General features: G+C 67.7%; 27 protein-coding genes, 1 pseudogene and 1 riboswitch. Of the genes and pseudogenes, 13 read left to right on the top strand and 15 right to left on the bottom strand.

Annotated features, from left to right (window positions below):
- Positions 1-19 precede the first annotated feature (19 nt).
- Positions 20-565 carry a ubiquinol-cytochrome c reductase iron-sulfur subunit gene (gene petA / locus Q8K49_RS09665; protein WP_305305617.1) on the bottom strand — a complete coding sequence of 182 codons (546 nt, stop codon included), beginning with the start codon at positions 563-565 and terminating at the stop codon, positions 20-22.
- A 194-nt stretch (positions 566-759) separates the two neighbouring features.
- Here petA and Q8K49_RS09670 point away from each other — a divergent pair.
- Positions 760-1,206, top strand: a pseudogene (locus Q8K49_RS09670) (tRNA (cytidine(34)-2'-O)-methyltransferase); the annotation flags it as partial.
- Between the two features lie 22 nt (positions 1,207-1,228).
- Here Q8K49_RS09670 and Q8K49_RS09675 read toward each other — a convergent pair.
- Complete coding sequence (locus tag Q8K49_RS09675; protein WP_305305619.1) at positions 1,229-2,497, bottom strand: dipeptidase; 1,269 nt, start codon at positions 2,495-2,497, stop codon at positions 1,229-1,231.
- A gap of 949 nt (positions 2,498-3,446) precedes the next feature.
- Here Q8K49_RS09675 and hemF point away from each other — a divergent pair.
- A complete protein-coding gene (gene hemF / locus Q8K49_RS09680) occupies positions 3,447-4,325 on the top strand; it encodes an oxygen-dependent coproporphyrinogen oxidase (RefSeq protein ID WP_305305621.1) in 879 nt (292 codons plus the stop codon).
- 35 nt (positions 4,326-4,360) lie between these two features.
- On the opposite strand, the gene Q8K49_RS09685 is transcribed toward hemF, so the two are convergent.
- A complete protein-coding gene (locus tag Q8K49_RS09685; protein WP_305305623.1) occupies positions 4,361-5,056 on the bottom strand; it encodes a type 1 glutamine amidotransferase in 696 nt (231 codons plus the stop codon).
- 73 nt (positions 5,057-5,129) lie between these two features.
- Between Q8K49_RS09685 and Q8K49_RS09690 the strand changes: the two genes are divergently transcribed.
- Entirely contained in the window at positions 5,130-5,438 is a 309-nt protein-coding gene (locus Q8K49_RS09690; RefSeq protein ID WP_305305624.1) for an antibiotic biosynthesis monooxygenase, read from the top strand.
- Between the two features lie 79 nt (positions 5,439-5,517).
- Here the strand turns inward: Q8K49_RS09690 and rlmJ are convergent, their stop codons facing one another.
- Positions 5,518-6,339, bottom strand: coding sequence for a 23S rRNA (adenine(2030)-N(6))-methyltransferase RlmJ (gene rlmJ / locus Q8K49_RS09695; protein WP_305305626.1), 822 nt, complete (start codon positions 6,337-6,339; stop codon positions 5,518-5,520).
- A 199-nt stretch (positions 6,340-6,538) separates the two neighbouring features.
- On the opposite strand from rlmJ, the gene Q8K49_RS09700 reads away from it, so the two are divergent.
- Positions 6,539-6,937: a hypothetical protein gene (locus Q8K49_RS09700; RefSeq protein WP_305305628.1), complete on the top strand. Its 399-nt coding sequence runs from the start codon at positions 6,539-6,541 to the stop codon at positions 6,935-6,937.
- 4 nt (positions 6,938-6,941) lie between these two features.
- Here the strand turns inward: Q8K49_RS09700 and Q8K49_RS09705 are convergent, their stop codons facing one another.
- Genes Q8K49_RS09705 through Q8K49_RS09720 form a run of 4 tightly spaced genes read right to left on the bottom strand, consistent with a single transcriptional unit; the run spans position 6,942 to position 10,619 of the window.
- Complete coding sequence (locus tag Q8K49_RS09705; protein ID WP_305305629.1) at positions 6,942-7,394, bottom strand: opioid growth factor receptor-related protein; 453 nt, start codon at positions 7,392-7,394, stop codon at positions 6,942-6,944.
- Between the two features lie 12 nt (positions 7,395-7,406).
- On the bottom strand, positions 7,407-8,447 hold the full coding sequence (tdh, locus tag Q8K49_RS09710; protein ID WP_370867764.1) for an L-threonine 3-dehydrogenase: 1,041 nt from the start codon (positions 8,445-8,447) through the stop codon (positions 7,407-7,409).
- 11 nt (positions 8,448-8,458) lie between these two features.
- Positions 8,459-9,649: a glycine C-acetyltransferase gene (locus Q8K49_RS09715; RefSeq protein WP_305305633.1), complete on the bottom strand. Its 1,191-nt coding sequence runs from the start codon at positions 9,647-9,649 to the stop codon at positions 8,459-8,461.
- A 46-nt stretch (positions 9,650-9,695) separates the two neighbouring features.
- Positions 9,696-10,619 (bottom strand): DUF4232 domain-containing protein, encoded by a 924-nt coding sequence (locus Q8K49_RS09720; protein WP_305305634.1) that lies wholly within the window; start codon positions 10,617-10,619, stop codon positions 9,696-9,698.
- A gap of 14 nt (positions 10,620-10,633) precedes the next feature.
- Here Q8K49_RS09720 and Q8K49_RS09725 point away from each other — a divergent pair, with 14 nt between their 5' ends.
- A complete protein-coding gene (locus tag Q8K49_RS09725) occupies positions 10,634-11,320 on the top strand; it encodes a hypothetical protein (RefSeq protein ID WP_305305636.1) in 687 nt (228 codons plus the stop codon).
- A 76-nt stretch (positions 11,321-11,396) separates the two neighbouring features.
- On the opposite strand, the gene ispH is transcribed toward Q8K49_RS09725, so the two are convergent.
- Positions 11,397-12,368 carry a 4-hydroxy-3-methylbut-2-enyl diphosphate reductase gene (gene ispH, locus Q8K49_RS09730; RefSeq protein ID WP_305305637.1) on the bottom strand — a complete coding sequence of 324 codons (972 nt, stop codon included), beginning with the start codon at positions 12,366-12,368 and terminating at the stop codon, positions 11,397-11,399.
- A gap of 149 nt (positions 12,369-12,517) precedes the next feature.
- Here ispH and Q8K49_RS09735 point away from each other — a divergent pair, with 149 nt between their 5' ends.
- The 3 genes from Q8K49_RS09735 to Q8K49_RS09745 are packed head-to-tail and all read left to right on the top strand — an operon-like array spanning position 12,518 to position 16,075.
- Complete coding sequence (locus Q8K49_RS09735; protein ID WP_305305638.1) at positions 12,518-13,231, top strand: Tat pathway signal sequence domain protein; 714 nt, start codon at positions 12,518-12,520, stop codon at positions 13,229-13,231.
- Positions 13,232-15,034: an arginine--tRNA ligase gene (gene argS, locus Q8K49_RS09740; protein ID WP_305305641.1), complete on the top strand. Its 1,803-nt coding sequence runs from the start codon at positions 13,232-13,234 to the stop codon at positions 15,032-15,034.
- Between the two features lie 33 nt (positions 15,035-15,067).
- A complete protein-coding gene (locus Q8K49_RS09745; protein ID WP_305305643.1) occupies positions 15,068-16,075 on the top strand; it encodes an adenosine deaminase in 1,008 nt (335 codons plus the stop codon).
- A 62-nt stretch (positions 16,076-16,137) separates the two neighbouring features.
- On the opposite strand, the gene Q8K49_RS09750 is transcribed toward Q8K49_RS09745, so the two are convergent.
- The gene (locus tag Q8K49_RS09750) at positions 16,138-16,584 is read right to left on the bottom strand and encodes a hypothetical protein (RefSeq protein ID WP_305305645.1); all 447 of its coding nucleotides are present in this window, start codon (positions 16,582-16,584) and stop codon (positions 16,138-16,140) included.
- 378 nt (positions 16,585-16,962) lie between these two features.
- A riboswitch (glycine riboswitch) is annotated at positions 16,963-17,059 on the top strand.
- Between the two features lie 183 nt (positions 17,060-17,242).
- Here Q8K49_RS09750 and gcvT point away from each other — a divergent pair.
- The 5 genes from gcvT to Q8K49_RS09775 all read left to right on the top strand — a co-directional run bounded on the left by gcvT (position 17,243) and on the right by Q8K49_RS09775 (position 22,493).
- Positions 17,243-18,358, top strand: a complete 1,116-nt coding sequence (gene gcvT / locus Q8K49_RS09755) for a glycine cleavage system aminomethyltransferase GcvT (RefSeq protein ID WP_305305646.1) — start codon at positions 17,243-17,245, stop codon at positions 18,356-18,358.
- An 11-nt stretch (positions 18,359-18,369) separates the two neighbouring features.
- Entirely contained in the window at positions 18,370-18,732 is a 363-nt protein-coding gene (gene gcvH / locus Q8K49_RS09760; protein ID WP_305305647.1) for a glycine cleavage system protein GcvH, read from the top strand.
- Between the two features lie 228 nt (positions 18,733-18,960).
- Positions 18,961-20,304 (top strand): aminomethyl-transferring glycine dehydrogenase subunit GcvPA, encoded by a 1,344-nt coding sequence (gene gcvPA, locus Q8K49_RS09765; RefSeq protein WP_305305649.1) that lies wholly within the window; start codon positions 18,961-18,963, stop codon positions 20,302-20,304.
- A 12-nt stretch (positions 20,305-20,316) separates the two neighbouring features.
- Complete coding sequence (gene gcvPB / locus Q8K49_RS09770) at positions 20,317-21,888, top strand: aminomethyl-transferring glycine dehydrogenase subunit GcvPB (RefSeq protein ID WP_305305651.1); 1,572 nt, start codon at positions 20,317-20,319, stop codon at positions 21,886-21,888.
- A 116-nt stretch (positions 21,889-22,004) separates the two neighbouring features.
- On the top strand, positions 22,005-22,493 hold the full coding sequence (locus Q8K49_RS09775; RefSeq protein WP_305305652.1) for a DUF6789 family protein: 489 nt from the start codon (positions 22,005-22,007) through the stop codon (positions 22,491-22,493).
- 157 nt (positions 22,494-22,650) lie between these two features.
- Here the strand turns inward: Q8K49_RS09775 and Q8K49_RS09780 are convergent, their stop codons facing one another.
- The 5 genes from Q8K49_RS09780 to Q8K49_RS09800 form a co-directional block, all read right to left on the bottom strand.
- Positions 22,651-23,163 (bottom strand): F0F1 ATP synthase subunit B, encoded by a 513-nt coding sequence (locus Q8K49_RS09780; RefSeq protein ID WP_305305654.1) that lies wholly within the window; start codon positions 23,161-23,163, stop codon positions 22,651-22,653.
- The gene (locus tag Q8K49_RS09785; RefSeq protein ID WP_305305655.1) at positions 23,163-23,750 is read right to left on the bottom strand and encodes a hypothetical protein; all 588 of its coding nucleotides are present in this window, start codon (positions 23,748-23,750) and stop codon (positions 23,163-23,165) included. The genes Q8K49_RS09780 and Q8K49_RS09785 overlap by 1 nt, the downstream gene beginning before the upstream one ends.
- A gap of 94 nt (positions 23,751-23,844) precedes the next feature.
- Positions 23,845-24,111, bottom strand: coding sequence for a F0F1 ATP synthase subunit C (locus Q8K49_RS09790; protein WP_298098723.1), 267 nt, complete (start codon positions 24,109-24,111; stop codon positions 23,845-23,847).
- Between the two features lie 48 nt (positions 24,112-24,159).
- On the bottom strand, positions 24,160-24,951 hold the full coding sequence (locus tag Q8K49_RS09795; protein ID WP_305305660.1) for a F0F1 ATP synthase subunit A: 792 nt from the start codon (positions 24,949-24,951) through the stop codon (positions 24,160-24,162).
- 7 nt (positions 24,952-24,958) lie between these two features.
- On the bottom strand, positions 24,959-25,321 hold the full coding sequence (locus Q8K49_RS09800) for an AtpZ/AtpI family protein (protein ID WP_305305662.1): 363 nt from the start codon (positions 25,319-25,321) through the stop codon (positions 24,959-24,961).
- Between the last annotated feature and the right edge of the window lie 742 nt (positions 25,322-26,063).

A 26,063-nucleotide genomic window follows, 5' to 3' on the forward strand; every position in this document is an offset into this window, starting at 1 on the left:
TCGCTCATCGGTCTCGCCCTCAGCCGATCTTGATGCGGGTGTCGGAGAGGAAAGCGTACTCCGGCACGACGAGGTTCTTGGGCGCGGGGCCCTTACGGATGCGGCCCGAGGCGTCGTAGTGCGAACCGTGGCAGGGGCAGAACCAGCCGCCGAAATCGCCCGTGCCGAAGGTTGGAATACAGCCCAGGTGGGTACAGCTGCCCAGCACGACCAGATACGGCTCGTGACCGGGCTTGGTGCGGTCGGCGTCGGTCTGGGGTTCCTTCAGGTCGCGCGCATTGTTGTCGGCGATGACCCGCTGCAGCTCGGCCGGGGTGCGATAGCGCACGAACACCGGCTTGCCCTGCCATTTGATGACGACCTGCTGGCCTTCCTGGACCTTGGTCATGTCGAATTCGATCGACGCCAGCGCCAGGGTGTCGGCGGCCGGGTTCATCGAATTGATCAGCGGCCAGGCCATCATGCCCGCCGCCCCAACGGCGGCAGCGCCGGCCGCGATATGGATGAAGTCCCGACGGGTGGCGTCGCCGCCCTCACCGTTCTCAGTCACGACCGATTCGGCCACGTCTTACTCCTCGTACGCCGCGTTCCGGACCCGTCGGGGCCCGGTCGATCACGGCATGGATGCTTTAGCGACTTCCCGGAAATCTCGCCCGGCCCGGCTTTGCGGCGCATCGCCGCAAGTCGCACTGCTTGTTGAGAAACAGTCGCAATTCGAGCCGCGACAAGCCTCCGGGCCGCGCGTATGAGGGCCTTAGAATGCGTCTCGCCCTTTTTCAACCGGCCATTCCCCAGAACGTCGGCGCCTGCATCCGTTTGAGCGCCTGTTTCGGCGTGGAACTGCACATCATCGAGCCCGCCGGCTTCCGTTTCGACGACCGGGCGATGAAGCGCGCCGCCCTGGACTACGGTCCGCTGGGCCATATGACGCGGCACGCCGACTGGCACGCCTTCCAGCGCGACCGCGGCCCCGGACGGCTGGTCCTGTTCACGACCAAGGGGGCGACGCCGCTCAATGAATTCGTCTTCCGGCCCGACGATACCTTGCTGTTCGGCAGCGAGCCGTCCGGCGCCCCGGACTTCGTGCACGCGGCGGCCGACGCCCGGGTGGTGATTCCGATCCGGCCCGAAGCGCGGTCGCTCAATCTAGCGGTAAGCGCTGGCATCGCGGTCTACGAAGCGCTGAGTCAATCTTCCCTTCTGCCCTTGCGGGAGAAGGGACCAGATTCTACTCCGGAGCCCCCGTCGCCGGCAGCTGGGCCAGCCCCGGCCTCTCGCCCCGCTTGCTCGCCGCCGTCGCCTCCACCGCCCGCATGACCCGCAGCACGTTCTCGCCCGCCAGTTTACGGATATCTGCCTCGGTCCAGCCGTTGGCCATCAACGCGGCCAGAAGGCGGGGATAGGCGTCCACCCCCTCCAGCCCGACCGGCAGGGAATCGACGCCGTCATAGTCGCCGCCGAGGCCGACATGGTCGATGCCGGCCACGTCACGGACGTGCTGGATGTGGGCCACCACGTCCGCGATCGTGGCGACCGGTTCCGGATGCGCCGTCGTCCAGGTCGCCAGCCCTGCCGTCACCGCCGCCGGAGCGCCAGGGTTGAGCGACTTCAGCCGCGCGTCCTCGGCCGACCTGGCGCTGTTCCAGGTCCGCACCGTCTCGGAGACGAAGCCCGGCACGAAGGTGACCATCACCACCCCCCCGTCCTGCGGCAGCTGACGCAGCACGCTGTCGGGCACATTGCGTGGATGCGCGGTCACGGCCCGCGCCGAGGAGTGGGAAAAGATCACCGGCGCGTCCGAGACCCGCATGGCGTCCAGCATGGTCTCCTCCGAGACGTGGCTCAGATCGACCATCATCCCCAGCCGGTTCATCTCGCGGACCACATCCTCGCCGAACGGCGACAGCCCGCCCCATTTCGGGGCGTCGGTGGCGCTGTCGGCCCATGTGGTCGTCTTGCTGTGGGTCAGGGTGATGTAGCGCGCGCCGGCGTCGAAGAACTCGCGCAGCAGGCCGAGCGAGTCGTCGATCGAATAGCCGCCCTCCATGCCGATCAGGCTGGCGATCCGGCCGCGGCGGTGGATGCGCTGGATGTCGTCGGCGGTGGTCGCCAGCTCGAACACGTCCGGATGGGCGGCGACCAGCCGCTTGACCGTGTCGATCTGTTCGAAGGTCGCCACCGCCGCATCGGGCGGGGTCAGGGTGGCGGGCACATAGACCGACCAGAACTGGCCGCCCATGCCGCCGGCCCGCAGGCGCGGAATGTCGGTGTGCAGTTCGGTCGATGCGTCGAGGTTGGCGGTCAGATCGACGGCATGGGGATCATTGCCGTGGTTCTGGCGCAGCGCCCACGGCAGGTCATTGTGCCCGTCGATCAGCGGCGTCCGCTCGAGAATCCGCCGGGCCCTCGCCTCACCCGCCGTGTCCGGCGCCTGGGCCAGAACGGGACCGGCCATCAGGGCGGCGGCGACAGTGGTCAGAAGGATGGTGCGGATCATGGCGGGCTCCCGGAAAGAACGACGGCGGACAGTGGCAGAGGAACCAGCGAAGGCAAGGCCGTGTGAGGAGCGCCACTCCCTCCCGCTATCGTCATTCCGGGCGTAGAGGCCCAGACTTCCTTCTCCCCTTGCGGGAGAAGGTGGCCCGGAGGGCCGGATGAGGGGTGAGACACCCATCTGTCCGTTAAGCCGCTGCGCCCACCTGCCTGCCTGCCGGAACAGCCCCCTCATCCGAGCGGCTTCGCCGCCCACCTTCTCCCTCAAGGGGAGAAGGGACGCTCTGCTCACAATCCGCCGATTGTCAGCATATTCCGCGCCGCCAACTTGCTGATTCCGCCCACCTTCCAGAAAATACAGCGTCCCCAGCCCGCCATAGGTAGCCCCCGTCCTAGACTCCCCCTCGTTCCGTCGCAGGGAGGGGCGCAGGGCCTTGCGATCTTGTCGCGGCGGGAACGGGATGAGCGGGAGGGGGTCGAACCTTCGTCGCAGCGGATCGCGAGCGCCTCCGGGCCTCAAGCAGCGAGCCGCCGCGCGGCGAGCGTAGGCCCCCACAGCCCGGCCTCAAGTCGCGAGCCCCCGTGGGGCGAGCATAGGCCGAGCGTGAAGGGCGACGGGCAGGGAACCCGCGCCGTTCCGGGGTGGAGGAACGGGCGGCGGAGCCGCCCGGACGAACGGTTCGCAAGACTCCGACCCGCCCGCCGGAGGCCATGTCGGCAAGGCGTCCACAGCGTCGCTGGCCCTGAGGGAGTTCACCACTGCCTTTCAGGCCGACAGCTCCCGGTCAGACATCTCGTGCGGAGCGACGTTGCGAAGCCGAAACACAATCTCCCAACGATCTCCGGGCTTCGCGCCCGGCGCTCCGCCGGCCCTTCCCATCTCAACCGACGGAGTCCCGGCGGCGAAGACCCATGTCTTCTCCCCGGAGAGCAGACCCATTACAGGACGCGCCATGACCACCCCCGACGACCTCACCCTGGAAGCCCGGAAGGCCGAAGCCCGCGCCTGGTTCGAGAGCCTGCGCGACCGCATCCACACAGCCTTCGAGACGCTTGAGGACGAAGCCCCTGCCGACCTGTTCCCCGGTGAGCACGGCCGGTTCGTGCGCACCGCTTGGGACCGCGCTGAGGGCGGCGGCGGCGTCATGGGGATGATGAACGGTCGGCTGTTCGAAAAGGTCGGCGTCCATGTCTCGACCGTGCACGGGACCTTCCCTGCCGACTATGCCAGGACCGTCCCCGGCGCCGCCGAGGACCCGCGCTTCTTCGCCACCGGCATCAGCCTGATCGCGCACCCCGTCAGCCCGCGCGTACCGGCGGTGCATATGAACACCCGCTTCATCGCCACCACGAAAAGCTGGTTCGGCGGCGGGGCCGACCTGACCCCCGTGCTGGACATCGACCGCCGCCCGGACGCGCCGGACACCGTCGCCTTCCAGGCCGCGATGAAGGCCGCCTGCGACGCCCACGACCCCGACTGGCACGCGAAGTTCAAGGCCTGGTGCGACGAGTATTTCTGGCTGCCCCACCGCAACGAGCCGCGCGGCACCGGCGGAATATTCTACGACCATCACGACAGCGGCGACCGGGCCCGTGACTTCGCCTTCACCCGCGACGTCGGCACGCAGTTTCTCGACGCCTATGCGGGCATCGTGCGCGGACGGATGGGCGAGCCGTGGACCGCCGAAGAGCGCGAGGAACAGCTGGTCCGGCGTGGCCGCTATGTCGAGTTCAACCTGCTCTACGACCGCGGCACCATGTTCGGCCTCAAGACCGGCGGCAACGTCGAGTCGATTCTCAGCTCAATGCCGCCCGTGGTGAAGTGGCCGTGAACAATTTTCATCCCGCGAAAGCCGGGATGAGCGGATTATGTTTGGGCCTCAATGAACGCCCTGATCCACCGGCCCATCATCGCCCGATCATCCGGCGCCTTGAGACTATCCACGGCCCGCTCGACCAGCGCCGGATCGATCCGGTCGTGCCGGCCCGCCGTCAGCGCGGTGGCGAAGGCCGGCGTGAACTCAGGATGGGCCTGAAAACTGATCGCGTCGTCGCCCCACGCCAGCCCCGCGAAGGGCGTGAAATCGCTGCGCAGCAGAACGCGGGCGTCGGCCGGCTTCTCGACCACCTGATCCTGATGCGAGGCGGGAAGGGCGACGGCCGCGGCGGCCGGGTTCATCCACGGCTCGGGCGAGACCACCTGATAGCGGTGCAGGCCGACGCCCCAGCCGTGGTCCGATTTCTCGACCCGGCCACCCAGCGCCTGGGCCATGGCCTGATGGCCGAAACAGACGCCGACCAGTTTCGTCCGGCCCTTCGCCTCCCGGATCCAGTCCAGCAACCCGGCGATCCAGGCGTCGGTCTCATAGACCCCCGCCGCCGAGCCGGTGATGATCGCGGCGTCGAACGCCCCCGCGTCCGGCCACTCGCCCGCCTGGACGTCGGAGGTCTCGAACCCGAACTCATGACCCAGCAGTTCACGGAGCATGGCCGGATAGTCGCCGTGGGCGGCGGCCAGCGCCGGCGGCGGGGCGCCGGTCTCCAGAATCGCGATTCGGGTCATTCAGGTCTCCTCGTCCCGACCGATATGGGCGTTCGCGCAAGACGGCGGAAGGGCAATCGGCTATGGGCGCGCCATGACACAAGCCGCCTCCGATCCGGTCGTCCTGATCAACGTCTACACCTGCAATCCCGAACAGCTGGACACGCTGATGGAGCTGCTCGCCGTCATGGTCCGGACCCAGCGCGAGGCCGAGGGCTTCATTTCGGCCACCCTGCATCGCGGCCTCAACGGCAAGGTGGCGGCGGTGCACGCCGTCTGGCGCTCCCGCGAGGACTGGAAGACCATGGCCCGCAGTCCGGCCATCAATGCCGCGATGGAGCCGATCATGGCCATCGCCACCTTCGCGCCGCACCTCTATGAGGCGGGCGAGGTCATCGAATAGCATTCCTCCCGCGAAGGGGGAGGGGGACCGCGCAGCGGTGGAGGCGGACGGTCCCCGACGCCGGCGGATGCCGTCGGCTTCACCCCGTCATCCACACCTCGGACCGGGCTCCGTCGCCGCCGAGCGTCGCGGCGACCCAGCCGCAGACCTCGTTCGCCGCCGCCTCGGCGCCCGGCGGCGGGTTCAACACCACCACCGCGCAGCCGTTCATCTTCATCGGATCGGTCAACGGCCTCAGCCGCGCCTCGGCGACCAGCATCCGCTTGATCCCCGCCTGATCCAGCCGGCGCAGGAAGCCGTCGAAGGTCTCCATGTCCTTCAGCGGGGTCCAGATGGCGACGGTGGCGCGCGGATCGGCCCGGGCGATGGCGGCGGCCGTATCGGCGGCGCGGTTGTAGTCGTCCGGCTGTTCAAAGGGCGGATCAATGAGTACGAACGCGCCGGTCGCCTCCGCCGCCCAGGCCTGTGCCTGGTCATAGCCGTCGCCCCCCTGGGCCATGGCCTGCGGAAACGCCTCCAGCGCCTCGGTCAGCAGGTCCAGCACCGGCGGATGCAGTTCAAAACCGACATAGCGGTCGTCGTCGCCCAGCCGTCCGGCGATCAGCAACGGCGACCCCGGATAGACGGTTACGCCCCCACCCGGATTGAGCCGGGCCGCCTCGACCGCCAGCGCCTCGATCAGCGGCGGCCGGTCGGCGGCGGCCATCAACCGGGCGATGCCGGCCTCGGCCTCCCTCGACCGCACGGCGTCGCCGGTGAGGTCATACAGGCCTGCCCCGGCATGGGTGTCGATCACGCTGACCGGCCCCTGCGCCTGCCGCCGCTCCAGCAGCCAGAGCAGCAGGGCGTGTTTGACGATGTCGGCGAAATTTCCGGCGTGAAAGCTGTGACGATAGTTCATCGCCCTGCCCTCTCGCGGTGCGGTCCGCGGGTCAAGGGGAACCGGCGGTCCGCGCCGCAGCGAAACCCTCGATCGCCTGATATCGGGGCGCCGGCGCCTGGCCCGCGAAGGTTCAAATCCGACTGCTTGACCCGGGTCGATCCTGATATAACCTCGTTACGAATTGGGCGCCGGAGGGGCGCCACGGGGGAACACCGTCATGAACCTGTCGAACATTTTCCTGCGCCTCGGCGCGGTCATTATCCTCTGCGGCGTTTCTCTGGGCTGGTGGATGGGGATGTCCGGTCACCACGAACTGGGCGGCCTGCACGTGCACGTCAATCTGCTCGGCGGCGTATGGATGTTTCTCTACGGTCTGTTTTACCGGGCCGAGCCCGCGGCCGGGCGCGGCTGGCTGCCGACTTTGCATTTCTGGGTGGCCGTGATCGGCTTCCTGATCTTCATGCCGTCGATCGCGGTCCTGCTGCTGGCCTATGCGCCGTTGATGTCGCTGCTGGGCCCCGCCATGGGCATCAGCACCAGCCTCGTTGTCCTGGGCATGGCCCTGTTCGCGTTGATCGTCTTCAAGGCGACGGCGGCGAAAGACGCCGCGGCCTGATCCCTCAGGCCGTCGCCCAGTAGCCGCGGCTGCGGGCGCTGACGGGCGCTCGCGTCGCCTCGACCCGCTCCAGAATCGCGTCCCGGAAAGCGTCGGCCGCTTCGTCGCCCTGCAACAGGCGCAGCGAGCGGATGATCCGGGTTATACGGTGGTGATTGTGATCGTTCGGCATCAGCCAGTCGTGGGTCGTCTGGTAGAAGGCGGCCATGCGATCGGTCGCGCCGGCGAGGGCGATCGGCGCCAGTTCGGATAGGCGAATAGCCTGAATGTCGCCCGGCGCCAGCACCGGCGAGCCGGGCACAGCGGCCGATGGCTCCGGCAAGGGGAACAGCCACTGGATAAAGTCATGCGTCCGCTCCAGGGCGACGTCGTTCATGGCGAGGACTTCGAACACGGTGCGGCCACAGGCGTCCGTCCCCTCGCCTTCCAGAAACATCACGATGGGACGGGCGACCATTGCGGCCGTCCCTCAGGCCGCCTTGTCCCAGTTGAGCACGACCTTGCCCGACTGACCCGAACGCATGGCCTCGAAGCCCTCCTGATAGCGGTCATAGCTCATCTGGTGGGTGATCAGCGGCTGCAGGTCGAGGCCGGCTTTCAGCAGGCCCAGCATCTTGCGCCAGGTCGTGAACATCTCGCGCCCATAAACGCCTTTGATCGTCAGGGCCTTGAGGATGATCGCGCCCCAGTCCGTCTCCATTGGCTTCGACGGAATCCCCAGCAGGGCCATGCCTCCGCCCATGATCAGGGTATCGACGCATTGTTTGAAGGCGATCGGCGAGCCCGACATCTCCAGCGCCACGTCAAAGCCGACCTTGAGGCCCTGCTCGTGCATGACGTCCTTCAGATCCTCGCGCGTGGTGTTCACCGTCCGCACGCCGGGCGCGACCTTCTGGGCCAGCTCGAGGCGGAAGTCGTTGATGTCGGTCAGCACCACGGTGCGGGCGCCGGCGTGGCGGGCGACGGCGGCGGCCATCATGCCGATGGGCCCCGCGCCGGTGACCAGAACATCCTCGCCCAGCAGGTCGAACTGCTGCGCGGTGTGCACGGCGTTGCCGAACGGGTCGAGGATCGAGCCGATCTCATAGGGCACGTCGTCGGGCAGTTCGATGACGTTGAAGGCCGGCGCGACCACGAATTCGGCGAAGGCGCCCTGGCGGTTCACGCCGATGCCCTTGGTCGCGGGATCGAGATGGAAATGGCCCGCGCGGGCTGCTTCGGAGTTCAGGTCGATAACGTGGCCCTCTGCCGAGACGCGCTGGCCGATTTTCAGACGGCGATCCACGTCCTTGCCGATAGCGACGATCTCGCCGGCGAATTCATGGCCGGTGATCATCGGCACCGGGACGTTCTTCTGACTCCACTCATCCCAGTTCCAGATGTGGATGTCGGTGCCGCAGACGGCGGTGCGATGCACCCGGATCAGCACGTCCTCGGGACCCGCGACCGGGATCGGGGCGTCGATCAGCTCCAGGCCCACGCCGGGCTTGGTCTTGGCCAGGGCTTTCATGGTGTCGGTCATCAAATAACTCCCAATTCGCGTCCGGCCGTCATGAACGCCGCGACCGTTTGATCAATCTGTTCGAAGGTGTGCGCCGCAGACATCTGGGTGCGGATGCGGGCCTGGCCGCGCGGCACGACGGGGAAGCTGAAGCCGATGACGTAGACGCCGAGCTCCAGCGCACGGGCGGCGAAGTCCTGGGCCAGTTTCGCGTCGCCCAGCATGACCGGGATGATCGGATGCTCGCCCGGCAGCAAGGTGAAGCCGGCCTCGGTCATGGCGGCGCGGTAGCGGACGGCGTTGGCGAACAGCTGTTTGCGCAAGGCGTCCCCCTCGTCGCCGCCGGCGATGCGGATGGCCTCGAGGCTGGACCCGCAGACGGCGGGGGCCAGGGCGTTGGAGAACAGATAGGGCCGCGCCCGCTGTTTCAGCAGGGCCACCACTTCGGACGTCGCGCAGATGAAGCCGCCCATTGCCCCGCCCAGCGCCTTGCCGAAGGTGCCGGTCAGGAAGTCGATCTCGACCCCGTGGTGGGCGTAGGAGCCGCGCCCCTGCGGGCCGAGGAAGCCGGTGGCGTGGCAGTCGTCGACCATGATGAGGGCGTCGTACTTGTCCGCCAGCGCCCGGATGTCCTTCAGTCGGGCAATATAGCCGTCCATCGAGAAGGCGCCGTCGGTAGCGATGACGATCTCGCGCGCGCCGTCGGCCCGGGCCTGTTTCAGCTGGGCCTCAAGGTCATCCATGTCGGAATTGGCGAAACGGTAGCGTTTGGCCTTGCACAGCCGAACGCCGTCGATGATCGAGGCGTGGTTCAGACTGTCGGAGACGATGGCGTCCTCGGCGCCGAACAGCGGCTCGAAGATGCCGCCGTTGGCGTCGAAGGCGGCGGCGAACAGGATGGTGTCCTCAAAGCCGAGATAGTCGGCGACGGCCCGCTCCAGCTCCTTGTGGATTTCCAGCGTGCCGCAGATGAAGCGGACCGAGGCTGTGCCCGCGCCCCATTCTTGCTGCGCCTCGATCCCCGCCCGGGTCACCCGCTCGTCGCCGGCGAGGCCGAGATAGTTGTTGGCGCAGAAATTGAGGACGTCCCGGCCGCCGACCCTGATCACCGGTCCCTGGCGGGAGGCGATGATCCGTTCGGGCTTGGTCAGGCCCTGGGCGTCGATGTCGGCGAGTTCCGCGCGGACGCGGTCATGAAAACTGGCTGTCATGCGCGCTCCGCTACGCCGTTTCCGCCCCGGTTTGAACCCCCTCGCGCTAAGTCGAGGTCGACGGGGCCGGTACGGGGGCCGGCTTGGCCACCGGGCGGAACGGACTGACCCGGATGCGCCCGCCGCAGAGGGTGAAGGCCTGGGCCAGCGAGACCGGGGAGGTGTCGCCGGGGGCGGTCATGCGAATACGCGCCGCGGACGGGCAGACCGTCTCGCCGTTTCCTTCGTTCGGCACGACATTCCAGGCGATGTCGAAGAACGCCTTGCCCTGCGGCGCCAGCTCGACCGGCGTCGGAGCCTGACCCTGCCGGAAATAGCTGCCCGGCGTCTGGTCGGCGCGAATAGCCGTCAGATTGCGGCCCTGACGATCCTGAAGCACCACCGTCGGATAGCCGGTCAGGCTGCAGGCCTGGGTGCCGAGGTTCTGGACGCCGAGGATCGAGACCCGGTTGCCCGCCCCCGCGTCGCCCCCGTCCGCGGACAGTTTCAGCTGCGGCCCCCGGCACGGGGCCGAGGCGGGCAGGACGCCGCCCGGCGCGGGCTGTGGTCCGGGAACCGGTCCTGGCGCGACAGGTCCCGACGACGGACGGCTGCAGCGTTCCAGCACCGCCACGCCGACATCCCCATTGGGGCCGAGCCGGCTGAGGGTGGCGCTCTCCGAGCCGTCGCGGGTGGCGCTCCACCATTCCAGACCCGATCCGGCGTAGCGGGCGCCGGAGGCCGACTGGACCGTGCGCAGGGCGTAGCTCTGTCCCTTGTAGGTCAGCAGGGCGGTCGCCGTATCCGGATAGGCGACGGTGACCGACTGACCGCTTTCGCAGGCATAGCTGACCGGCGGGGCGGGCGTTCCGGCGGGCGCCGGCGAGGGCGTGACGGGCTCCGGCGGCGCCTCGGCCTCCGGAGAACAGGCCGCCGCCGCGAACAGGGCGAGGGCCGAAACGGCGGTGCAGGCTGTGCGAATGCGGCGCATGGAGGTGTCCCGTGGTGAGCAGCTTCAACGCCAGCGAACGGCAAAGGCTCCGCTTGCGCAAGGTGGGGTGGGGCGATGTGGTGCGAAGCCTGAGCGTCTTACTCATGCTCGGCCGTCCTGCCGATTGTCGGCAACGGGTGGTGGGCGGACGCGGATGGTGGTCAATTAGAGGCGCAGGTAGCGAAGGAATCGGGATGACGGAGAGCAATGTCGAGGACCGCGCCGACTGGCCTTTTCTGAGACACGGAGCGACGACGCTGTTTTGGAGGAAGCATCTGTTCGAAAGCGCGAAGGCCGACCTCTTGTCTCTCGACTACAACGTCGTCGCGATCAAATGCGCGACCATCGACCAGTTCACCGCCGACTTCGGCGACGCTCTGGGTTGGGAGAAGCAGTTCGGCTATTCGCCATGGACCGGCAATCTCGATGCGTTGAACGACGGCTTGCGCCACATGGAGTTTCCTCCTTCACTTGCCGTGGCCTTCGCTTTCGAGAGCTACCACCTCATTGCCGCGCAGGACGCCTTGTTCGCCAACGCCGTTCTGGACGTGATCGAACATCAGGCTCGGGACCATTTGGTTGCCGGAGAACGCATGGTCGCTCTCGTCCGGACCGATGACGCCAGTTTCACCGCCCACAACCTCGGAACGCGTGGAGCAACATGGAATGCGGCTGAATGGATGGACGCCAACCGTCGATAGCATGAGTTCGCAACGGGTCGAGGCTGTGTAAAAACGCGCAGAGCTAGCGCGGACCGCGTCGGGCATTGAGGCCCGCTCAGACCGTCAGAACCCGGGGCAGTTTGAAGGTCACGGTCTCGCGTTCCCCCGCATCCTCAATCACCTCGGCGTCGAAGCGGGCCCGCACAGCATCGACCAGTTCCTCGATCAGCCGCTCCGGCGCAGAGGCTCCGGCGGTGATCCCGAGCGTCGAGACGCCCTCCATCCACGACCAGTCGACCTGATCGGCGTCGTCCACCAGCCGGGCGTCGCTAGCCCCGGCCCGCATCGCCACCTCGACCAGCCGGACAGAGTTCGACGAGTTCTTCGATCCGACCACCAACACAAGGTCGCAGCCCTGACCCAGCCGCTTGACCGCCTCCTGACGATTGGTGGTGGCGTAGCAGATGTCTTCCTTGTGCGGGTCGGGCAGTTCGGGGAAGCGGCGCTTCAGCGTGGCGAGGATTTCCGCCGTGTCATCAACCGACAATGTGGTCTGGGTGGCGTAGGCCAGGGGCGCGTCGCCCGGCCGCTGGAAGGCCTCGGCCTCCGCGACTGTCTCGATCAGACTGATGGCGTCCGACGGCAGTTGACCCATGGTGCCGACGACTTCCGGGTGGCCCGCATGGCCGATCAGGATGATGTGTCGGCCGGCGGCGTGATGGCGCTCCGCCTCGACATGAACCTTGGAAACCAGCGGGCAGGTTGCGTCGAGGTACAGCATCTCGCGCGCCCGGGCCGTCGCCGGGACGGACTTGGGCACGCCATGGGCCGAAAAAACCACTGGCCGGTCGTCGGGGCAGTCGTCCAGTTCCTTGACGAAAACTGCGCCCATGGACTTCAGGCGCTCGACGACATGGCGGTTGTGGACGATCTCGTGCCGCACATAGACGGGAGCGCCGTATTTCTCGATAGCCCGCTCGACGATCTGGATCGCCCGGTCGACCCCGGCGCAGAAGCCTCGCGGCGTGGCCAGACGGACGGTCAGGGAAGGCTTCTCGGGCGGCCGGACAGGCGCGTGAAGGGTCATGGGCGGAACCTAGTCGTTCGAGGCCATCCTCGCCACCACGCTTTAGGCTCGCGCGGGTTTGCCGCGCCTCGGTTTAGCCGCTATCAGCAACCAGCGTGCGCCCCGCGTCGGGCTGTCGCCGCACCTCCTCGTTTCCGGAAGAATATTCGATGCGTCGCGTCCTCAAGGTTTCCCTGGCCTCGGCCCTCGCCGCCGCAGCCGTGTCGGTCGTACTCCTTCCCACGGGCGCCAACGCCCAGTACCCGCAGGGCCAGCAGGGCCGCCCCGGTCAGGGTCCCGGCCAGGGTCAGCGACCCGGCCAGGGCCAGGAAGCCGGCGACCAGGACAGCGCGCCGCGCACGCCGCGCATAGCCCCGTTGCGTCGCAGCGCCGCCGCCGGCCCCTGCCCCTATGTGAAGGTGCTGTACGACGCGGCCCGCTATGTCGAACTGACCGGAGACCGGGTGACCATGGCCAACGTCGGCTTCACCGGCGAGATCGAGGGTCTGGTCTCCGACTGCGCGTATCAGTCGGATCAACCGATCACGGTCCAGACCCGGGTGCAGTTCAACCTCGGCCGTGGCCCGCAGGCACAGGGCGACGGCCGCACCTATCGCTACTGGATCGCCGTGACCGAGCGGAACCGCGCAGTTCTGGCCAAGGAATATTTCGACCTGCCGGTCAGTTTCGACGGGGCGACCACGGCGACTGTCACCCAGGACCAGACCATCGTCATCCCGCGCGCCGAATCGACCACCAGCGGCGACCATTTTGAAGTCCTGGTCGGTTTCGAAGTCACGCCCGCGATGGCCGAGTTCAATCGCAACGGCAACCGCTTCCGCGTCAACGCCGGGACCGGCGCCGCCCAGCCGCCGGCGCAGTAAATGACCGATCTCAGGACTGTTCTGGGCGAAGCGGTCGGAGCCGCCTTCGCCGCCGAAGGCGTGGACGCCGCCCTGGGCCGGGTCACGACTTCGGACCGTCCGGACCTGGCCGATTTCCAGTCCAACGGCGCCCTCGCCGCCGCCAAGGCGCTCAAGGCCAATCCGCGCGAACTCGCGACCCGCGTCGCCGAACGGCTGAAGGATGACGCTCGCCTCTCCTCGGTCGAGGTGGCCGGGCCAGGGTTCATTAATCTGAAGCTGGCCGACGCCGCACTGACGGCCCGCGCCGCAGAGGTCGCCACTGACGCCGGGCACGCCGGCGCGTCGCTGGTCGAATCGCCGCGCAAGGTCGTCATCGACTTCGCCGGCCCGAACGTGGCCAAGCCGATGCATGTCGGCCACCTCCGTAGCTCGATCATCGGCGAGAGCCTGAAGCGCATCTTCCGCTTCCGGGGCGACACCGTCTGGGGCGACGCCCATTTCGGCGACTGGGGCTTCCAGATGGGCCTGCTGATCGTCGCCGTCGGCGATGAGGGCAAGGCCGACGGCTTCCTGATCGAAGGCGACGGTCCCTTCCCGGCCGAAAGCCCGGTCTCGCTTGAGGATCTCGAACGCTTGTATCCGGCCGCCGCGGCCATGGCCAAGGAAGACCCCGCCTTCCGCGACCGCGCCCGCAAGGCGACGGCGGAACTCCAGAGCGGACGTCCCGGATACCGCGCGCTGTGGGCCCATTTCGTCGCCGTCAGCCGCACAGCGTTGGAGCGTGAGTTCGGCGCCCTCGGCGTGACCTTCGACCTGTGGAACGGCGAGAGCGACGCCGATCCGGTGATGGCCGAGATGATCGCCCATCTGGAGGCGACCGGCCTGCTGGTCGAGGACGACGGCGCCCGGGTGGTCCACGTCGCCAGACCCGGCGAGACGCGGAAACGCAAACTGGCCGACGGATCGGTCATGGAGGCGCCCAGCCCGCCGCCGCTACTGGTGATCAGCTCGGAAGGGTCGGCCATGTACGGCACGACCGACCTCGCCACCATCCTGGACCGCCGCAAGGCCATCGACCCCGACCTGATCCTCTACGTGGTCGACGAGCGCCAGGCTGAGCATTTCGAACAGGTGTTCCGGGCCGCATACCTCGCCGGGTATGCGGCCGAGGGCTCGCTGGACCACCTCGGCTTCGGCACCATGAACGGGCCGGACGGCAAGCCTTTCAAGACCCGCGCAGGCGGGGTGCTGAAGCTGCACGACCTGATCACCATGGCCGTCGACAAGGCGCGCGAGCGGCTACATGAGGCGAAGCTGGGCGACGACCTGCCCGAGGCCGAGTTCGAGGCCATCGCCCACAAGGTGGCGGTGGCGGCGCTGAAATTCGCCGACCTCTCGAACAGCCGGACCACCAGCTACGTCTTCGACCTCGACCGTTTCATGAGCTTCGAGGGCAAGACCGGGCCCTATCTGCTGTACCAGGCGGTGCGGATCAAATCCCTGCTGCGCAAGGGCGCCGATCAGGGGGCAACGCCCGGCCCCATCGTCATCGCCGAGCCCGCCGAACGCGACCTGGCCCTGACGCTGGACGCCTTCTCCCAGGCTGTGGCCGAGGCTTATGACAAGCGGATGCCGCACGTCATCGCCGAACACGCCTACCGGCTGGCGCAGAGCTTCTCAAAATTCTACGCCGCCTGCCCGGTGCTGATCGCGCCCGACGACGCCACCAAGGGCTCGCGACTGACTGTGTCGAAGGCGGCGCTGGACCAGTTGGAAACGGCGCTGACCCTGCTCGGTATCGACACGCCGGAGCGGATGTAGGTTAGACTGGGCGCCTCAGCAGGGAGCCCACCCATGTCGCTCGACGCCTATATCGCCGGCCTGCCCAAGGCGGAGCTGCACCTGCATATCGAGGGCTCGCTCGAGCCCGAGCTGATGTTCGAACTGGCGCGGCGCAACGGCGTGGCCATTCCGTTCGACAGCGTCGAGGCGGTACGCGCGGCGTACGATTTTTCGAACCTGCAAGACTTCCTCGACATCTACTACGCCGGGGCGAATGTGCTGCTGACGCGGCGCGACTTCGAGGATCTGGCGTTCGCCTATTTCCAGCGCGCAGCGGCCGACAATGTTCGCCACGCCGAGATATTCTTTGACCCGCAGACTCACACCGACCGGGGCGTGCCGCTCGGCGTCGTGGTCGAGGGACTTATCGCCGGCATGGACCGGGCGAGGGCCGAACTGGGCGTGTCCTCAAGCCTGATCCTCAGCTTCCTGCGCCACCTGACCGAACAGGAGGCGTTCGCCACCCTTGAGGCCGCCACGCCATATCTGCACCATTTCGTCGGCGTCGGACTGGATTCGTCAGAGGTAGGCCATCCGCCGTCCAAGTTCGAACGGGTCTTCGCCGCTGCCCGCGAATTGGGTCTGAAGCTGTGCGCCCATGCCGGCGAGGAAGGTCCCCCCGCCTATATTCATGAGGCGTTGGACCTGCTGCACATCGACCGGATGGACCACGGCAACCGCTCGATGGAGGATGAGAGCCTGATCCAACGCCTCGTCTCTGAACAGATGACGTTGACGGTCTGCCCGCTGTCGAATCTGAAGCTTTGCGTGGTGAACGATCTCAAGGATCATCCCGTGCCGGAGATGTTGCGTCGGGGTCTGCACGTCACCCTGAACTCGGACGATCCGGCCTATTTCGGCGGCTACGTGAACGAGAACTACCGCCAGTTGGCGCAGGCCGTGGGACTGACGCGCGAGGAGGTCACAAGGATCGCGCGCAACAGTTTCGAGGGGTCATTCCTGGCCGACGAGGACAAGTCCGCGCGTATCGCCGAACTGGACGCCTACGCGGGGCGATGAGGGAAAGCCGCCGCCGGGCCTCAGGCCCGGCGGCGGTCGCGTGCTTCGGACCGAGGTCCAGATCAATCGTCGTCGTCGTCGTCGTCATCCCCATCGCGATCACGATGATGATCGCGCCGGTCGTGGTCATGGCGGCGATCGTCGCGGTCCCAGCGATCATCGCGGCGGTAATCCGACTGTCGGTCGAAGCGGACGATCTGGCCCGTGCGGGCATCGACCCTCAGGGTGACACGGGCGCCGTTGCTGTCACGCCCAACCAGATCATAACCGTTGCCGCGCTGAACCGCGGATCGGACCTGGACGCCCTGACTCCGGGCGATACGGATGGCCTGACCCTGCGAAACGCGGCGATACGGGTCGCGGTAGTCGCCGTACTGGTTGTTGTAGCCTGAATTCGCCTGCGCCTGAACAACGGCGCCGAGAATGTCCGACCAGCTTTGGGCGGCTGCCGTCGTCGCCGGGATGGTCAGGGCGGCGGCAGCGGCGGCAAACAAGAGACGGTACTTCATGGTCGATACTCCTTGTGACCAGAACTCCCCAATTTGGTCTCCGGGCCTGAACCTGCCGTGAACACACCTGTCATGTCCCGTCTGTCAGATCGCGGGACTCCGCCTTGGCCGACCAGCGCCTTGACTGCATCGGTCGGCGTCGGTTGAAGCCGCGCCTCCCGGGCGCTCAGGGTCTCGACCGGCTTTGCCGCCGAAGGATGCCAGCCGGCCGGTCGCCCCTGGCCGGCTGGTCGCGCGAGGCGTCGTCCGTGCCGAAAATCTTGTCGAGGATGGAAATGGGGCCGTCGGGTCAGGGAAATGGGGCTGACGACGGGCCTCGCATGGGGGAGTTCCGTTCGGCTCTGCTTGACTCCGGCCTTGAGTCGGGGCCTAGGTCCGCTCGCTCTCGCGGGAGAGATCGGGGCCTTTCGAGGTACCCGGAGCCGAAGGCGCAACCGCCCCGGAAACGCTCAGGCAAACGGACCGCGAGGACATACGGACGCTGGAAAGTCGCTCCCCATTCCCGGGATTCATGGGCGCGCCGACGGAGCAAGCCTTGTCATCCCGGACGGTGCGCAGCGCCGAGCCGGGATGGGGCGGAATCTCTCAGGCTTCAGGACAGCGGGGGCGCGAGGACGGCGGAGCTTTCCGCCCCAAGACGCGACCGTGGAGCCTGAACATGACCGACGAAACCCTCAAGACCACGCCCCTCAACGCCGCGCACCGCGCGCTGGGCGCCCGGATGGTGGGCTTCGGCGGCTATGACATGCCGGTGCAGTACGAAGGCGTGCTGGCCGAACACCGCTGGACCCGCGAACACGCCGGCCTGTTCGACGTCTCGCACATGGGCCAATGCCGGATCAGCGGCGAGGACGCCGTGGCCCAGTTCGAGCGGTTCGTGCCCGGCGACTATGCGATCCTGAAAGCGGGCCGGCAGAAATACAGCCTGCTGCTGAACGCCGAGGGCGGCATCCTGGACGACCTGATGGCGGGCCGCCCCGACCACGACGGCCTGTATGTCGTGGTCAACGCCGGCAACAAGGACGCCGACTTCGCCTTCCTGCAAGCCAACCTGGCCGGTGATGCGAAACTGACCGTTCTGTCCGACCGCGCGTTGATCGCCATCCAGGGGCCCGAGGCCGCCGAGGTCATGGTGGCACATGAGCCGGTGCTGGCCGAGTTCGGCTTCATGGACTGCGCCCGGCTGGTGCTGTTCGGGGTCGACTGCTTCGTCTCCCGCTCAGGCTACACCGGCGAGGACGGTTACGAGATTTCGGTGCCGAACGCCGACGCCGAACGCATCTGGAACACCATCTTGAAGGACGCCCGCGTCAAGCCGATCGGTCTGGGCGCCCGCGACAGCCTGCGTCTCGAAGCGGGCCTGCCTCTGCACGGTCACGACATCGACGCCACGACCAGCCCGGTCGAGGGCGCGCTCACCTTCGCCCTGTCGAAGTCCCGCAAGGAACGCGCTGATTTCAATGGCGCCGCCCGCATCCTGAACGAATTGGCCAACGGCCCGTCGCGGGTTCGCGTGGGCCTCAGCGTCAAGGAAGGCGCCCCGGCCCGTGAGGGCGCCGAGATCGCCGACATGGACGGAAACGTCGTCGGAACGGTCACCTCGGGCGGCCCGTCGCCGACGCTGGGCCGCAACATCGCCATGGGCTATGTGCCGCCGAAATTCGCCGAACTGGGCACCGAGTTGAAGGTCATCGTGCGCGGCAAGCCCGCCGCCGCCGAGGTCGTCGCCACGCCCTTCGTCGCCCAACGCTACTATCGCAAACCGAAAACCTGAGGATCGGATCGATGCATTTCTCCAAGGATCACGAGTGGGTTCGCTTCGACGGCGACGTCGCCACGGTCGGCATCTCGAAGCACGCCGCGGAAGCGCTGGGCGACGTGGTGTTCGTAGAGACGCCTGAAGCCGGCAAGACCGTCTCCAGGGGCGACAGCTTCGCCGTCGTCGAGAGCGTCAAGGCGGCCTCGGATGTCTACGCGCCCGTGTCCGGCGAGGTGATCGAGGGCAACGCCGCCCTGGCCTCCGCTCCCGAGACGGTCAACGCCGACCCAGAAGGCGAAGGCTGGTTCGCCAGGATCAAGGTCACGGACGCCTCGACCGATGGGCTGATGGACCGGGCGGCGTACGACCAGTACCTGACCACGCTCTAGGTTTCACAGCGTGCCCTTGTCATCCCGGCCGAAGCGAAGCGAAGAGCCGGGACGGCGTGCGCGCCACAACCCACCAGTCCCGGAGAGCGAAGCTCATCCGGGACGAGCGCGGACGCATCAACCCTCGTCCCGGTTCAGCCCTTCGGGCCGACCGGGACGGATCGACTGCCTGAACCCCGTCCCGGATCAGCGCTGTGCGCTGTCCGGGATGACAAGGTGAACTGAATCATGCGCTACCTCCCCCTGACGCCCGACGACCGCACGGCGATGCTCGCCGCCATCGGGGCGAAATCCATCGACGACCTGTTCGTGGACGTGCCCGAGGCCGCTCGTCGCGACGGCTTCGTCGACCTGCCGCGCGTGGCCGGCGAGCTGGAGGTCGAGCGGGCGCTCGGCGCCATGGCGGCGAAGAACGCCTCGGCGGGCTCCGTGCCGTTCTTCTGCGGCGCAGGGGCTTACAAGCACCACGTCCCGGCGACGGTGGATCATGTGATCCAGCGCTCGGAGTTCCTGACCAGCTACACCCCCTATCAGCCCGAGATCGCCCAGGGCACGCTGCAGTATCTGTACGAATTCCAGACCCAGGTCGCGAACCTGACCGGCATGCCGGTGGCCAACGCCAGCCTTTATGACGGCTCGACCGCCATGGCCGAGGGCGTGCTGATGGCCACCCGCGTGACCCGCCGCAACAAGGCGGTGATCTCGGGCGGGGTGCACCCGCACTATGTCCGGGCCACCGAGACCGTGGTTCACGCCGTCGGTGTGGAGACCGAGGCCCTGCCCGCCGCCGTCGACGCCGAAGCCGACGTCATCGCCCGGATTGGCCCGGACACGGCCTGCGTCGTGGTCCAGACCCCGAACGTGTTCGGCACCGCCACCGACGTGACGAAGATCGCCGAGGCGGCCCACGCCGCCGGGGCCTTGCTGATCGTGGTGGTGACCGAGGCCGTGTCGATGGGGCTGCTGAAGTCGCCGGGCGAGATGGGGGCCGACATCGTCGCCGCCGAGGGCCAGTCGATCGGCAACGCCCTGAATTTCGGCGGCCCCTACGTCGGCCTGTTCGCCTGCCGCGAAAAGCTGGTCCGCCAGATGCCGGGCCGCCTGACCGGCGAGACCGTGGATGCGGACGGCCAGCGCGGCTTCGTCCTGACCCTGTCGACCCGCGAGCAGCACATCCGCCGCGACAAGGCGACGTCGAACATCTGCACCAACTCGGGCCTCTGCACCCTGGCCTTCACCATCCACATGAGCCTGTTGGGCGAGACGGGGCTGCGGAAGATGGCCCTGCTCAATCACGAGAAGGCGCTGGCGACGCGAGATGCGTTGGCGGCCATTCCGGGCGTGGAAGTGTTGACCCCGCGATTCTTCAACGAGTTCGCCGTGAAGCTGCCCAAGTCCGCCGCCGAGGTAGTCGAGCAACTGGCCCAGCACCGCATCCTGACCGGCGTGCCCTACAGCCGCTTGGCCCCCGACGCCGGCATGGACGATGTCCTGCTGGTCGCCGCCACCGAGATGACCATGGACGCGGACATCAAAATCATGGCGAGCGCGCTCGCCAAGGTCTGCGCGTAAGGATCCGGGAACATGAGCACCATGAACACCGTCGGCCGTCCGACCACGCCGAACCGCGTCGAGTCCAGGCCCGCCACCCTGACCGGCGGGCGCGGCCTGCTGCAGAACGAGCACCTGATCTTCGAGAGCGACGGCTGGGGCAAGACCGGCGTCGATCTGCCGGAGCCCAAGACCGACGGCTCTGATCTGGGCGATCTGGTTCGGAAAGATCCGATCGGCCTGCCGGGTCTCTCCGAGCCCGAGACGATGCGCCACTATGTGCGCCTGTCGCAGAAGAACCACGCCATCGACCTGGCCATCTATCCGCTGGGTTCGTGCACGATGAAGCACAACCCGCGCCTCAACGAGAAGATCGCCCGACTGCCCGGCTTCTCGGACATCCACCCCTTGCAGCCGACCAGCACCGTGCAGGGCGCGCTGGAGTTGATGGATACGCTGGCGCACTGGCTGAAGACCCTGACCGGCATGCCGGCCGTGGCCCTTTCGCCCAAGGCCGGCGCCCACGGCGAGCTGTGCGGCCTCATGGCTATCCGCGCCGCCCATGAGGCTTCGGGCGAGCATGAGAAGCGCCGCAAGGTGCTGGTGCCGACCTCGGCCCACGGCACCAACCCGGCCACGGCCGCCTTCGTCGGCTACACCGTCGTCGAAGTGGCCCAGACCGAGGACGGCCGCGTCGACGTGGCCGATCTGGCCGCCAAACTGGGACCGGACGTCGCCGCCATCATGGTGACCAATCCCAACACCTGCGGCCTGTTCGAGCGCGACATCCTTGAGATCAGCCGCCTGACGCATGAGGCGGGGGCCTATTTCTACTGCGACGGGGCCAACTTCAACGCCATCGTCGGGCGGGTGCGACCGGGGGATCTGGGCGTCGATGCGATGCACATCAACCTGCACAAGACCTTCTCGACGCCCCACGGCGGCGGCGGGCCGGGCGCGGGTCCGGTGGTGCTGTCGGCGGCGCTCGCCCCCTTCGCGCCGGCCCCGTGGGTGGTGCATGACGCCGGCGGTTACCGCCTGATCGAGCGCGAGGAGGATGAGGCCGCACAGGCCTTCGGGCGGCTGTGCGCTTTCCAGGGCCAGATGGGCATGTACACCCGGGCCCTCAGCTACATGATGAGCCACGGTTCGGACGGCCTTCGTCAAGTCGCCGAGGACGCGGTGCTGAACGCCAACTACATCAAGGCCCGCCTGCAGGACCTGATGAGCCCCGCCTTCCCCGACGGGCCGTGCATGCACGAGGCGCTGTTCGACGACGAATGGCTGAAGGGCACGGACGTCACCACGCTCGACTTCGCCAAGGCGATGATCGACGAGGGCTTCCACCCGATGACCATGTATTTCCCCCTGGTCGTCCACGGGGCCATGCTGATCGAGCCGACCGAGACGGAGTCGAAGCAGGAACTGGACCGCTTCATCCATGCGATGCGGGCCTTGGCCGAAGCGGCGAAGGCCGGCGAGGTCGACCGGTTCAAGGGCGCGCCCTTCCACGCGCCGATGAAGCGTCTGGACGAGACGCGGGCGGCCCGTTCGCCGGTGCTGCGCTGGACCGCCCCGGAAGGCTCGAACATCGCGGCCGAATAAGCCGACCGCCCTTCGCAACCGCGAAGCACAGCAAAGTGAACGCCGCCGGTCCCAGCAGGCGTATGCTCCTCCCTGCGTAGTCTGAGCCATATCAAGCGTTGGGAGGCGCTGCGGTCATGATGTCACGCGTACAAAAGGGAGTAATCGCCGGTCTGGCCGCGACCATCGCGGTATCGGCGCTCGAAGCCGCCAATCTGTATTTCGGGCCTTGGGCGGCCAGTTTTCCCCGACTGCTTTCGGTCATGTTGCAGATGCCTGACATGATAGCGGCGGGCTGGGTCGCTCACTTCCTCGTCGGGACGTTTGTGCTGGGGCCGCTGTTCGGGATTCTGTGCCCGAAGCTGCCGACGGATACGCCGGAGTCCAAGGGCATCCTGTTCGCCGTCGGGGCCTTCATCGTCATGGGCCTGACGGTCGCTCCGGCGGTCGGCCTTCTCGGAGGACGGCCGGTGGGCATCTTCTTCATGCAGGCGGGCTTCGGAACCCTCGCCTGGATGATCGCCACGCACGCCGTCTACGGCATCGTGCTGGGCAGCGTCTACGGGCGGCTGGTCGAGCGGGACAAGCGGGCGCATGCGCCCGTCGCCGGCGCGCCGGCGCACTGACTTTGTTGTTGGGCCGCGGTCACAAGGCTCCGCCTTGTGACCCGGAGCCTGTCCTCGGGCCGACCGAAGGTCGGACCCCGGGGGGCGGCCTGGCGCTTCGCGCATGCCCCGCGCGCAAGCAGCGAGCGACCGCGTTCGCGAGCGTTAGCGCCCCAGCTTAATTGAGCCGTGTGCCGATCTGGGCGATGGCGGCGTCGAGCAGGGGGTCGGCTTTCTGGCCGGCCAGACGGGCGGCGAGGATCTGTTCGGCGGCGCGGGCGGCGAGGTCGGCGGCGGCTGTCTTGACCTCCGCGACAGCTTGGGCCTCGGCTTGGGCGATGCGACGTTCGGCGAGGGCCTGACGGCGGGCCAGGGTCTCTTCGAGTTTGGCCTTGGCCTCGACTTCCATCAGGCGGGCGTCGGCCTCGGCGGCGGCGAGCATCTCGGCGGCCTGGGCCTCGGCCTCGGCCTTTTCGGCGCGGATCTGGGCCAGGAGGGCCTCGGCCTCGGCGCGCAGACGGGCGGCCTCGTCGAGCTCGGACTGGATTTTGGCGGCCTTGGCGTCGAGCTGGCCGGCGACCAGTTTGGGCACGCCGACGACCACGCACAGGCCGATGAACAGGAACAGGCCGGCGGCGACCCAGAGTTCGGGGTTCGACAGGCTGTAGAGATGCGGGTTGAAGAATTCCATCAGGCGGCGCCCTTCACGGCGGCGGAGGCTTCGGCGGGGGTGGGCGCCTTGCCGGTGAGGCGTTCGACGATGGCGGCGGCGGTATCCGACGCGATCGAGGCGACATTGGTCATGGCGGCGTCGCGGGTCTTGCCGATGGCGGTCTCGGCCTCGGCGATACGGGCGTTGACGACGGCTTCTTCCTCGGCGGCGCGGGCGTTGGCGGCCTCGGTGACGCGGGCCTTGGCGGCGGCGGCCGTCGAGCGGGATGAGGCGCGGGCGGCCTCGACCTCGGCCTTGGCGGCTTCGGCCTGGCCGGCGGCCTCAGCCTGGACCTGACGGGCGGCCGAGACGGCGTCGGAGATGGTGGCGGCGCGCTGGTCGATGACACCGCGCAGACGCGGCACGAAGACCTTGGCCATCAGCCAGTAGAGTAGGGCGAACAGGATGATCAGATATACGATCTGACCGAACCAGTGCTGGAACTCGAACTGCGGCAGGCCGCCTCCGCCTTCGCCGTGAGCGGCTTCGGTCGAGGCGTGCGTGTCCGCGACGGCGACCGAAGGGGGCGTGTCGTGAGTCACTGCGGGTTGAGCGGATACGGTCATCTGTCGCCTGAAGTTGGTGCGGTCGATACGTCAGTCAGCGAACGAGGGGCGATCCGGCCGGAACCGCACCGCCCCATCGTTCGCAGGGACGAAATCAGCTCGCCGACGTCCAGAGCAGGATGCCGATGACGAACGACAGGATGCCCAGGGCCTCGGCCAGGGCCGCGCCGACGAACAGGTTGCCGATCTGCGAACCAGCGGCCGACGGGTTGCGCAGGGCGCCCGCCAGGAAGTTGCCGAAGATGTTGCCGACGCCGATGCCGGCGCCGATCATGCCGGTCATGGCCAGGCCAGCGCCGATGGCGTTACCGGCCGAGACGATGGCGGCTGCGTTGGCGGCGGCGATTTGCGGATCAACCATGGTGTTCAAGTCCTGTGAGTGTTGGTTGGTTGGAAAAAAACGGGTGGGTTAATGATGGTCGCCCAGGTTGACCACGTCATTCAGGTAGACGCAGGTCAGCACGGCGAAGACGAAGGCTTGGAGGAAGGCCACCAGAAACTCCAGCGCGGTCAGGGCGGTGACCAGGCTGAGGGAAAGCGCGGCGCCCGGAATGCCCAGCAAGCCCCAGCCGCCCGCGGCGGCCATGCCGCCCAAGGTCACGACGAAGCCGGCGAACACCTTCAGGGCGACGTGGCCGCCCATCATATTGCCGAACAGACGAAGGGTCAGGGTCAGGGGGCGCAGCAGGAAGGAGAAGAACTCGATCAGGCCCACGACGGGGCGCATCAACAGCGGCGCGCCGGTGGGCCAGAACAGGCCGAGAAACTTGAAGCCGTTCTTCATGATGCCGATCACCACGACCAGGGCGAAGGTGATGACGCCGAAGGTGGCGGTGACGGCCAGCTGGGAGGTGGCGGTGAAGCTGAGGAACAGGCCCAGCAGGTTCATGGCCAGAACGAAGGTGAAGACGGTGAAGACGAACGGGAAATATTTCTTGCCGTCATGGCCGATGATCGAGTCGGCGATGCCGTCGATCATGCCGAACAGGGTCTCGCCGGCGGCCTGACCGCGGCCCGGAACCACCTTGGCGCCCGCGGTGACCAGTTGGAAGAAGCCGACAACCAGCAGGAAGGCGATGGTCATCGCCAGGTGCGAATTGGTGAAGGCCAGATGCACCGTGCCGACGACGGGCAGAGTCACTTCGCCGAAGTCGAGACCCGGCAGGGGGGTAACCTGGAACTGGTGTAGCGGATCGGCCATCGGGCGATCAGACTCCCTGGTCTTCGTCGTCGTCGAAGGGAACCGACTGAGGCTCCCCATGCTGTTTGGCTTCGGCCATCAGACGTTGCGCCGTGCGCCACGCCATCCACACCGAAACGGCGAAGCCCAGAAGGACGCCGCCAATCACACCCCACGGCGTCGTGCCGGCGAACCGGTCGATCCCGAAGCCGATCGCCAGACCGACGAAGACGCCGCCGAACAAATCGGCGAGGATCTTCCAGGCCTGTCCCGCCGCCGCCTGACCGGCCGCCTCGTGAGAGATCTGCCGGGCGGTGCGCGCCTCCAGATCGGATGCGCTTTCGGTGAGGCGTTTGATCGCCTCTTCGCGCGATTCCGGAGGAAGGGACATAGGGGCCTCAGCGCCTCTCCGCTGACGTCGAAAGACGGGCGTCGAGGAGGGTCTGAATTCGGCGCGGAACCTATAGGCGCGACCCCCGCAGGTCAAGGCGGTGCGGACGTGCGTCAGGACGTTGTTTTTCCGCATGATTGTTTCCCGAATTGGGGGGCGTGGCGAACGGTCGCTGGCGGGAGCGCTGATTCCGGACATGCGTCATCGCAATCCTTGTTGGGCCGCGGTTCTCCCTCCCCTTCATGGGGAGGGTGGTCGCGAAGCGACCGGGTGGGGAAGGACGAAGCCGGGCGCCGGCGGTGCGGGACTGGCGTTCCCCACCCTGTCGCCGCTTCGCGTCGACATCCCTCCCCACTTCGGGGGAGGGAGAACGCGCAGGCTGAAGCGCTCTCCGGCCCGGGGCCGGAAAGGGACGGGGAGGTGGCGGAGCGCGGGCGGCCGGCCCGGAACCCTGATGTGGCCCCCTGCTTTCGCGTTACGGGGACCGTGAGTGTGTTTTCGGCGTCGCCGCCTTCGCTCCGCGCGACCGGTTCACGCAAGCCGACGGGGGCGGGCTTCTGATGGCGACTCGCGGGGCTTGTGGCATTTTCCCACCCCGACCTTTGTGCCGCATTCAGCCCTTTCCGTCGTAAGCCCCGACGGGCGGAAGGCTTCCAGGCCCTCCGGACCCCAAGGTTTCTCAGCTCCCGGGCAGTCCGCCGCCCCCACGCCACCGATAGTCCGCAAGTCACAGTTTTCACCG

Source organism: Brevundimonas sp. (assembly GCF_030682035.1).
In the GTDB taxonomy this organism is placed as follows: Bacteria; Pseudomonadota; Alphaproteobacteria; order Caulobacterales; family Caulobacteraceae; genus Brevundimonas.